Here is a 9964-nt window from a genome sequence, read left to right as displayed (position 1 = left end):
AGCGGCACCTGGCCGCCGCCGGCACGGGCACGCGCACCGGCGTCGACCCCGGCGCCCCGGCGCGCAGCAGGGCCTTCACGCGTCGCAGCCAGGGGCCGGGCTCCCAGCCGAGCCGGCGCAGCGCGTCTCCGTTGACGTTCGCATGCAGCCGCTCGGCGAGCCGGAAGCCCAGGCAGGGCACCGCGTGGTCGAGGTGACGTGCCTCCACCGTCAGCCCCTCCTCCTCGAGGACGACGCCGTCGAACGGCCGCTCGCGCGCCGCCGTGCGCGCCCGGAAGCGGTCGCGGCAGGAGAAGGTCACGCGGCGCGCCCGGCGGGCTCCGATCTCCTGCACCTGCAGCTTCAGGCGGTAGTCCTCGACGAGGTTCCAGGTGTAGCCGGCCAGCTTGCCGGCGACGTTCGCGACGAGCCCCTCCGGGCCGTGCAGGCGCACGGTCCGGTCCCGGTTGAGCATGACGCGCAGCAGCCGGTCGAAACCGCAGAAGTGGTCGATGTGCGTGTGGCTGACGAAGACGTCGGTCACGGCGAGGATCTCGCGCGGCCGCAGGGCGTGGATCTCCCCGAGGTCGAAGAGCAACGCGCGCCGCTCGTGCCGGAACGAGAGGAGGACGACCGGGTCCCCGAAGGGCCCGTTCACGAGCCGGGTATCGAAGGAGCGTGTCATCAGCAGTCCCGCGGCGGGCGGCCGGCGGTCCCCGCTCCGGGCGCCCCGGAGCCTGATGTTCGCATAAATCAACGGATTCCGGTTGCCTTTTCTTCGCGCGGCGTGGTACATATCAGCCCGCCGATGCGACGCATCATCACGAAGGTCGTCGAGAAGCTCTTCGGCCGCCGCCGGAAAGCTCCGAAACCCGAGGCCGAGGCCAAGCCGCACCAGACCGCGCGGCGCGGCGAGAAGTCCCCCGAGCCGGTCATCGTCCGGCGCGAGGAGCACACGATCTCGCGCACGCGCATCGACGAGGACGCCCTCAAGGTCCTCAGCCGCCTGGTCCGCCACGATCACACGGCGTATCTCGTCGGCGGCGGCGTGCGCGACCTGCTGCTGGACCGGGCCGTGAAGGACTTCGACATCGCGACCTCCGCCCACCCGCAGGAGATCAAGACCCTCTTCCGCAACTGCCGGCTCATCGGCCGGCGCTTCCGGCTCGCGCACGTGCTCTTCAAGGGGCGCAAGGTCATCGAGGTCTCCACGTTCCGCCGGCAGGCCGGCTTCTCCGACGAGGGCGACCTGCTCATCAGGAGCGACAACACCTTCGGCACGCCGGAGGAGGACGCGCGGCGGCGGGACTTCACGATCAACGCCCTCTTCTACGGCATCACCGACCGCTCGGTCATCGACTACGTCGGCGGGCTCGAGGACCTGCGGCGCCGGGTGATCCGCACCATCGGCGACCCCGACATCCGCCTGCGCGAGGACCCGATCCGCTCCCTGCGCGCCGTCCGCCTGGCCGCCCGTCTCGGCTTCGCGATCGAGCCGGCCACGCGCCGGGCGATGACCACGCACCGCGACGAGATCTGGAAGTGCGCCGCACCGCGCATCGTCGAGGAGTTCGTGCGCATGCTCAACCAGGGCGCGGCGGCCGCGTCGTTCCCGCTGCTGGCGGAGCTGGGCATGCTCGAGGGGCTGCTCCCGGCATTCGCGAGGGCCTGGGCGGACCCCCGCCTCCGGACGGAGGTCACGCGCAGCCTCGCCGCACTCGATGCGCACCAGAAGCCGCAGCAGGGCCTGCCCGGGGGGCTCGCCCTTGCCGTTCTCTACTTCCCGCCTTTCGCGGCGGCGGTCGCCGCCGCGGCGCCGGGGGCCGACCACGCGAAGATCGCGGCCGAGCTGCTCGACCCCGACCTGCAGCGGCTGAAGTTCCCCCGCGCCCAGCTCGAGAAGGCGGTGCTGCTGCTCGCCGTCCAGCAGCGGCTGGCGCAGCCCGCGCGCCGGCGCGGGCGCGGCGGCTCGCTCGCGGGAAAGCCCTGGTTCGACGAGGCCGTCACGCTCTTCGAGATCACGCAGGCCGACACGCCGGAGGGACGCGCCGCCCTGCGCCGCCTCCGCGGGATGCAGCAGAGCGCGCCACAGGAGGCGCGCCACGCACACGAAGACGCGGCGCAGACGGCGGAAGACGCGGAGACCGGACCGCAGGCGCAGGCGAGCGAGGATGAAGAGGCACCCGCCGCCGAGGTGGGGGAGCGCCGGCCGGGTCGCCGCCGGCGCAGCCGCCGGGGCGGCAAGGGCCGGGGACGCAGGGCCCGCGAAGGGGGCGCCGCGGGTGCCCCCGGCGCGGCCGGCGAAACGGCGCCGCCCATCGCGACGCGGCGCGCCGTCGTCGACGAGGACGCGCCGATCGATCCCGACGTGGCCTTCGGCGACGCGGACACAGACTTGGAACCGCCGGGCGGCGAACCCGCGCCGGACGACCGGACGGACTAGGGCCCTAGGCCTTCCTGAAGAAAGGGTTCTGCCTCTTTTCGAGGCCGACCGTCGTTTCCGGGCCGTGCCCCGGGTAGAGCACCGTCTCGTCGGGCAGCGTCAGGATGTGCCTGCGGATCGAGTCCAGCAGCATCCGCTCCGACCCCCCGGGCAGGTCGGTCCGGCCCACCGAGCCGAAGAACACCAGATCGCCGCAGAAGGCCATTCCCGGACCGATGAGCGTCACGCCCCCGGGCGAGTGGCCCGGCGTGTGCACGACGCGCAGCAGCGTGCCGCCGACGCGCAACTCCTCCCGGTCCGTGAGGTACGCGTCGGGGCGCGGCGAGTTCTCGGCCTGCAGATTGAAGAAGCGGGCCTGCGCCGCCGCCTGGCCGAGCATCGGCGCGTCGGCGTCGTGGATCAGCAGCGAGGCGCCGGTGGCGGCCTGGAGCGCGCGGTTGCCGCTGATGTGGTCGAAGTGCCCGTGGGTGTTCACGATCTGCCGGCAGCGCAGCCGCTCCTTCGCCAGGAAGGCGAGGATCTCGGCCGGATCGCCGCCCGGGTCGATGACGATCGCCTCGCGCGTGGCGCGGTCGCCGACGAGGTAGGCGTTGGTCTCGAGCGGACCGACGACGAACGAGCGGAGCAGCATGCCGTCAGTACTTACGGGGAACCACCCCGGGTGTCAAGCCTGATCCGCGCGCCCGCGCGGATCCAGCAGAGCAGCGCCTGTCGATCAGCCTCGAAACGAAGGGATTTCGTGTCGGGTCTGGACGCAAGAGGAGTTGTCACGTGACACCTCCAGCCCGCGCTACGATCCAGGCGCCTGAGCACCCATAGCCAAATGACAGGCCGGCATTTCTGATCCGCGCGCCCGCACGGATCCAGCAGGGCAGCACCTGTCGATCAGCCTCGAAACGAAGGGATTTCGCGGTATTTCTGATCCGCGCGAACGCGCGGATCAGAGTCAAGGATGAACGTGACCGGCCCGTCGTTCTCGAGGGCGACGAGCATGTCCGCGCCGAACACCCCGGCGCGCACCGGCACACCCCCGGCCGCGGCGCGCACCTCCGCCAGGAAGGACTCGTAGAGCCGCCTCCCCTCCTCCGGCGGCGCGGCGGCGACGAAGCTCGGGCGGCGCCCGGCGCGGCAGTCGCCGAGGAGCGTGAACTGCGAGACGGCGAGGACGGCGCCGCCGACCTCGGCGACCGAGCGGTTCATCTTCCCCGCGTCGTCCGCGAAGACCCTCAGCCCCGCGATCTTGCGCGCCAGCCAGGCGGCGTCGGACGCCAGATCGCCGCAGGCGACGCCCACCAGCACGAGCAGCCCGCGGCCAATGCGCGCGACCTCGGTCCCCCCGACCGCCACGGACGCGCTGCGCACGCGCTGGACGACGGCCTTCACGCCCGCCCTGCTCCGCGCGCGTCCCCCGCGGGACGATCCTTGACAGCCGGCATCCGTACATGGTACACAATGCGCTCATTTTTTAAAGGAATTCGGAGGGAAGCAGATGGCACACACCAAGTCGGCGCTCAAGCGGATCCGGCAGGACAAAAAGCGCAACCTGCGCAACCAGTCGGTGAAGAGCACCGTGCGCACCGCGACGCGCGCCTACCGCGAGACCCTCGAGGAGGGTGACGCCGCGAAGACGCAGACCTCGCTCCGCGCCGCGGTCAAGACCCTGAGCAAGGCCGCGTCCAAGGGCGTCCTGCGCAAGCAGACCGCCGCGCGGCGCATCTCCCGTCTGGCCAAGGCCGCGAACAAGGCCCTGGCCGCCGCGAAGTAGATCTCCGCGACCCGCGTGCCGGCCCGGCGCCCGGCGGCGCGACGCCCGGCGACACGGCCAGGGCCGGCGCCGGAGCGGAGGACTTCAGCTGGCATGACCGGCGAGACGCCGTCGCGCCCCGGCCGGCTCCTTGTCGTCGCCACCCCGATCGGGAACCTCGAGGACATCACGCTGCGCGCCCTGCGCGCCCTGCGCGAGGCGGACCTCATCGCCGCCGAGGACACGCGCCACACCCGCAAGCTGCTGGCCCACTTCGACATCCACACGCCGCTGACGAGCTTCTACCAGCACCGCCAGTTCCGGCAGGCCCCCGGCCTCGTGAGCCGCATGCTCGGGGGTGCCGCGGTCGCCCTCGTCACGGACGCCGGCACGCCCGGGATCTCCGACCCCGGCGCCGTGCTGGTGCGCATGGCGCTGGAGGCGGGCATCGACGTCACGCCGGTGCCGGGCCCGGCCGCCGCCATCGCCCTGCTCTCGGTCTCGGGCCTCGACACCCACGCCTTCGTCTTCGAAGGCTTCCTGCCGGTGAAGTCCGGCCGCCGCCGCCGCGCGCTCGAGGCCCTCGCCGCAGAGGCGCGGACGCTCGTCTTCTACGAGTCGCCGCACCGCCTCGTCCGGACGCTGGAGATGATGCTCGAGGTCTTCGGCGACCGGCCCGCCGCGGTCGGGCGGGAACTGACGAAGGTCTTCGAGGAGATCACGCGCGGGACGCTCGCCGCGGCGCTCGAGCGCTACCGCGGACGGCCGGTCAAGGGCGAGATCGCGATCGCGGTCGCCGGCAGCTCCTCGGGGGCGCGCCGTCGCGTCGAGGCGCCTGCGACCGACGACGAAGACGGCGAGGCGGAGGATCCCGGCGGCGACGACGACCCCGATCCCAACGATGACGGCGGCGACGACGACGAGGACCCGGACGACGACGCGCGGCCCTGACGCCCCGCGCCCGCCCTTGCATCGCTCCGGCGATCCCCGGATAATGCGCCGAAAATGACGGACACTCCGGCCGTGCCAGGCCCTCACCGCCGACGCCTGAGCCTCGAGGCGTCGATCGTCGCCCTCGGGGTGCTGGGCACCGCGCTGCTCGGCGTCTCGCTCGCGTGGAACGTCAGCCAGATCCGCGACCGCACGCTCGACGAGGCGCTGATCCAGGCGCGCGTGGCCTACAGCAAGGACATCGTCTACCGCCGCTGGAACAGCCAGCACGGGGGCGTGTACGTCGACGCTGCCGTCACCGCACCCAACCCCTACCTCGCGGACACCCCGGAGCGCGACGTGCGCACGCCGTCGGGACACCTGCTGACGCTGGTGAACCCGGCCTACATGACGCGCCAGGTCTACGAGCTGGAGGCCGGCGCCTCGGGGCTGCGCGGCCACATCACGAGCCTCGCGCCGATGCGCGCGCAGAACGCCCCCGACCCATGGGAGCGCGCGGCGCTCGAGGCGTTCGCGCGCGGCGTCGCCGAGGTGCACGACGTCCAGCCGCTCGACGGCCTGGAGTACATGCGCCTGATGCGCCCGCTCATCACCGAGGAGGGGTGCCTCGGCTGCCACCACGAGCGCGGCTACGTCCTGGGCAAGCCCTGGGGGGGGATCAGCGTCTCGGTGCCGATGGGCGAGCTGCGGGCGATCGAGTGGAAGGGCCTGCGCACGGTCGTCCTCGCCCACCTCGCGCTCTGGCTCCTCGGCGTGACCGGGGTCACCCTGGGCGGGCGCAGCCTGCTCGCCAGCGAGCGCGGGCTGCGGCGCGCGGAGGCCGAGGCCCGCACGGCGGCGGAGCGCCTCCAGGAGTCCAACCAGCTCAAGGACCTGTTCATCGACATCGTGCGCCACGACCTGCTCAACCCGGCGAGCGTCATCCGCTACTACACCAGCTACCTGCAGGACCGCGAGGAGGACCCCGCGAAGAAGGAGGCCTACCTCAAGATCGAGAGCGTCAACAACCGCCTCATGGACCTGATCCGCAACGCCTCGAAGTACTCCCACCTCGAGGAGATGGACCACCTCGACTGCCAGGAGCTGGACCTGGGCGCGCTGCTGCTCGAGGCGCTCGCGGTGCACGAGCACCGGCTCAAGGACGCCGGCATCGCGGTGAACTTCCTGCCGCGCGGGGAGTACGCGACCGTCGCCAACCCGATGCTCGAGGACGTCTTCGCCAACCTGATCGCCAACGCCATCAAGTACGCGGGCGCCGGGAAGCGCCTGGAGGTCGACATCCTCGACCAGGGCACCTGCTGGGTCGTGCAGGTGCGCGACTTCGGCAAGGGGATACCGGACAAGGACAAGCGGACGATCTTCACCCGCTTCACCCGCCTCAAGAAGGAGGGCGTCGAGGGCTCGGGGCTCGGGCTGGCCATCGCCAAGCGCCTCGTGGACCTGCACAAGGGGACCATCTGGGTCGAGGACAACCCCGCCGGCGGGTCGGTGTTCTGCGTGCGCCTGCCCAAGGAAGGTCCCTTGAGCCCCGGCTGCGGGGCCGATCAGAAGTTGTAGTGGTGGGGGCAGTCCGCCCGGAAGATCCTCTCGTAGCCGGCGGTCATGTCCGGCGTCAGCCAGGGCTTGACGAGCGGGACCGCGGCGAGCAGGTCCTCCTGGATGATCCCCTCGCGGCCCGCCTCGATCGAGCGCAGCGCCGCCTTCTTGACGACGTTCTCCAGGTCCCAGCCGACGTACCCCTCGGTTGTCGCCGCGACCGCGTCGAGGTCGAGCGGCCCGGCGACCCGCGTGCGCCCGGCGTAGATGGCGAGCACCGCGCGGCGCGCCTCCCGGTCCGGCGGCGGCAGGAAGACCTTGCGGTTGAACCGGCTCTTGTCCTTGATCAGCGCCTGGTCGACGACGTCGATCCGGTAGGTGCCCCCGAGGATCGCCAGCCGGCCGGCGGCGGCAGCCTGCAGGCGGTCGAGCTCGCGCAGGAACGTGTCGGTCATGACGCGGTCGGCGAACGCCGGCGGCTTCCCGCGCTCGTTCCCCTCCGGCCCCCAGGCGTACGTCGCGCCCGCCTGCGGGGCGAGCCAGTCCAGGTCCGAAATGTAGAGCACCGCCGGCGCCTCGCGCTCGGCCTCGCGCAGCGTCTCGACCAGCGCCTCCGGCTTGCCCAGGATCTCGCGGCCCGAGACGTAGACGTACGAAACGCCGGCCTCCGTGGCGCAGGCCTCGGGGAGCATCGCCAGGCCGGCCCCGAGCGGGCCCCAGAGCAGCACGCCCGCGGGCGGGACGAGGCCCATGCGCTGAAGCTCCGCGGGGCGCATCAGCGGCAGGCAGACCATCTGGCGGAGCGCCGCCTTGGCCTCGGCGAGGCCGCCGATGTCATCGAAGCGCGTGCGGGGCGCCCGGATCTCGTAGTAGACCTTCTCGAGCTTCCTGTGCATCGCGCGGCATCCTAGGCAATGGCTGCCGCCGCGTCAAGGAAGCCGGCCGCAACCTGCAAGCGCGCTGTTGACACCGGCGTGGGCCGCCCCTATCCTCGGCGCGATCCCGGTCACGCGTCGCGTTCTGGCGTTCCCGCTCCGGGGAACCATCGCCGGGTCTCGATCTCCGGAGCGCCCGTCGCGTCGCGGAACCTCCGGGAGGGGAAGTACGCGGGGAGGGTCCTGCCGGCAACCGCCTTCGGCGAGGACGATCAACAAGGGAGGAGAATGGCATGAAGAAGATCCTGCTGGCGCTGTTCGCGATGCTCGTCCTGGCGGGGTGCGGGGGCGGCGGCCATGATGACCTGACCGTCGCCGACATGGCGGGGACGTACGCATTCTCGGAGGCCTCGGTGACGCAGGGCGGGACCACGGTCACCCTGCTGCCCCCCACCATCTCCGGTTCGCTCACCCTCGGCGCGGATTCGCGCTACGCGCTGGACGCCTTCATCGGCAGCCAGCGCTTCCTCGACTCCGGAGCCTTCTCGGTCTCGGACCCGAACATCGTCCTGGTTTCCACGGACGGGACCGGAATCGCCGGGACCATCGGGGACGACGGCCGGACGGTCATTCTCAGCGATACGAGCGGCGGTTCGCTCGTCACGCTGGAATTCACCAGGATCTGACGGCGCCGATCGGCGGCCGGCCCGATGCGGGGTGGCGCCACGCCACCCCGCAGCCTGCCGATCCCTGCCCCCGCCGAAGGCGGCCCCGAGCCAGGTGCCGCTTGACGCACGCCGCGCCTCCGGCGAAAATGCCCGCCACCGCGCGGGCAGGTGCACGTCGTGCGGCGGGGACACCCAGGGAACGGAGCGGACAGTGACGGGACGCAGGCTCGGAAACATCCTCATCGCCAACCGCGGCGTGCCGGCGGTGCGCATCATGCACACCTGCCGCGACCGCAAGATCCGCTCGACCGCCGTCTACTCCACGCCCGATCGCCTGGCGCACCACGTCGCCATGGCGGATGCCGCCGTGCACATCGGCGAGGCGCCGCCGGCCGAGTCCTACCTCAACATGGACCGCATCGTCGAGGCGGCGCTGCGCACGAAGGCGGACGCCGTGCACGCCGGCTGGGGCTTCCTCGCCGAGAACCCGGCGTTCGCCCGCCGCGTCATCGACGCCGGGCTGACCTGGATCGGGCCGCCCCCCGAGGTCATCCACCGCATGGGCGACAAGATCGAGGCCAAGCGCATCGCCCGCGCGGCCAACGTCCCGGTGATCCCGGGGATCGACCACGTCACGGACGCCGGGCAGGTGCGCGCCTGGATGCGCGAGGAGAACGTCGCCTTCCCGGTGATGCTCAAGGCGGCCGGCGGCGGCGGCGGGCGCGGCATGGTCAAGGTCGAGCACGACGCGCACCTGCACATGGCCATCGGGCAGGCGCGCAGCGAGGCCAAGAAGTTCTTCGGCAGCGAGACCGTGCTCGCCGAGAAGTACGTCGAGCGCGGCCGGCACATCGAGGTCCAGATCGTCGCCGACGCGCACGGCAACGTCGTGCACCTCTACGAGCGCGAGTGCACGATCCAGCGGCGCCACCAGAAGATCATCGAGGAGGCGCCCTCCCCCACCCTGGATCCGGCGCTGCGCGAGGAGATCTGCGAGACCGCGGCGCGCCTGATGCGCGAGATCGGCTACGCCTCGGCGGGCACCGTCGAGTTCCTCTTCGACTCCGAGACGCGCCGCTTCTACTTCCTCGAGGTCAACACGCGCCTGCAGGTCGAGCACGGCATCACCGAGCTGATCACCGGCGTCGACATCGTCGGGCTCATGCTGGACGTGGCCGAGGGGCGCAAGCTGCCCTTCACGCAGAAGCAGATCCGCCCCAACCGCTGGGCGCTGGAGGTGCGGCTCAACGCCGAGGACCCGCGGAGCTTCAACCCCTCCTTCGGCAACATCTCGCGGCTGATGGTGCCCATGGGGCCCAACGTCCGGCTCGCCAACGGCGTCTACGAGGGAGCGGACGTCCCGTCGTACTACGACTCGCTGCTGATGCTCGTGATCACCGCCGGCAAGGACCGCTCGGACGCGATCCGCGTCATGGACCGCTGCCTCGGGCGCAACCTGCGCGTCGAGGGGGTCAAGACGCTGCAGCCGCTGCTGCTCTCGATCATCCGGCACCCGGCGTTCGTCGCCGGCGAGTTCTCGACGCGCTTCATCGAGGAGCACCTCGCCGAGCTGGTGGCGACCTTCAGGGACACGAGCCCCGAGGACGAGGTCCTGAAAGTGGCGCGGTTCGTCGCGGAGATCACCGCCCTGGGCCCGCGGGGGTGGATGTGAGCGCGAAGCGGCGCGCGCCGGCCAGGCCGCCGGCGCCGGAGCCGGTCGCGGCGAGGCCCGCCGCGGCGGCGGACCCGATCTTCGCGCGCCCGGGGA

10 protein-coding genes are annotated in these 9964 nt (G+C 72.0%); 6 read left to right on the top strand and 4 right to left on the bottom strand.

What is annotated here, in order from left to right; translation table 11 throughout:
- Positions 1–637: ribonuclease Z (locus VI078_09105; GenBank protein ID HEY5999439.1), on the bottom strand; the 637-nt coding region annotated here is incomplete at its 3' end.
- 150 nt (positions 638–787) lie between these two features.
- Between VI078_09105 and pcnB the strand changes: the two genes are divergently transcribed.
- Entirely contained in the window at positions 788–2422 is a 1635-nt protein-coding gene (gene pcnB / locus VI078_09100; GenBank protein ID HEY5999438.1) for a polynucleotide adenylyltransferase PcnB, read from the top strand.
- Between the two features lie 4 nt (positions 2423–2426).
- Here pcnB and VI078_09095 read toward each other — a convergent pair whose 3' ends face one another.
- Positions 2427–3053, bottom strand: a complete 627-nt coding sequence (locus VI078_09095) for an MBL fold metallo-hydrolase (GenBank protein ID HEY5999437.1) — start codon at positions 3051–3053, stop codon at positions 2427–2429.
- Between the two features lie 254 nt (positions 3054–3307).
- Complete coding sequence (gene dtd / locus VI078_09090; protein ID HEY5999436.1) at positions 3308–3805, bottom strand: D-aminoacyl-tRNA deacylase; 498 nt, start codon at positions 3803–3805, stop codon at positions 3308–3310.
- 106 nt (positions 3806–3911) lie between these two features.
- Between dtd and rpsT the strand changes: the two genes are divergently transcribed.
- The 3 genes from rpsT to VI078_09075 all read left to right on the top strand — a co-directional run bounded on the left by rpsT (position 3912) and on the right by VI078_09075 (position 6674).
- Positions 3912–4187: a 30S ribosomal protein S20 gene (gene rpsT, locus VI078_09085; protein ID HEY5999435.1), complete on the top strand. Its 276-nt coding sequence runs from the start codon at positions 3912–3914 to the stop codon at positions 4185–4187.
- 93 nt (positions 4188–4280) lie between these two features.
- A complete protein-coding gene (gene rsmI / locus VI078_09080; GenBank protein HEY5999434.1) occupies positions 4281–5117 on the top strand; it encodes a 16S rRNA (cytidine(1402)-2'-O)-methyltransferase in 837 nt (278 codons plus the stop codon).
- A 54-nt stretch (positions 5118–5171) separates the two neighbouring features.
- On the top strand, positions 5172–6674 hold the full coding sequence (locus tag VI078_09075) for an ATP-binding protein (protein ID HEY5999433.1): 1503 nt from the start codon (positions 5172–5174) through the stop codon (positions 6672–6674).
- Here VI078_09075 and VI078_09070 read toward each other — a convergent pair.
- Complete coding sequence (locus VI078_09070) at positions 6662–7549, bottom strand: AAA family ATPase (GenBank protein ID HEY5999432.1); 888 nt, start codon at positions 7547–7549, stop codon at positions 6662–6664. The genes VI078_09075 and VI078_09070 overlap by 13 nt on opposite strands.
- Before the next feature lie 272 nt (positions 7550–7821).
- On the opposite strand from VI078_09070, the gene VI078_09065 reads away from it, so the two are divergent.
- Entirely contained in the window at positions 7822–8214 is a 393-nt protein-coding gene (locus VI078_09065) for a membrane lipoprotein lipid attachment site-containing protein (GenBank protein ID HEY5999431.1), read from the top strand.
- A gap of 256 nt (positions 8215–8470) precedes the next feature.
- Positions 8471–9868, top strand: coding sequence for a biotin carboxylase N-terminal domain-containing protein (locus tag VI078_09060; protein HEY5999430.1), 1398 nt, complete (start codon positions 8471–8473; stop codon positions 9866–9868).
- Positions 9869–9964: the final 96 nt, after the last annotated feature.

It is taken from the genome of bacterium, from assembly GCA_036524115.1.
GTDB lineage: Bacteria > JAUVQV01 > JAUVQV01 > JAUVQV01 > DATDCY01 > DATDCY01.
This window is presented reverse-complemented; position numbering and strand designations above follow the sequence as displayed.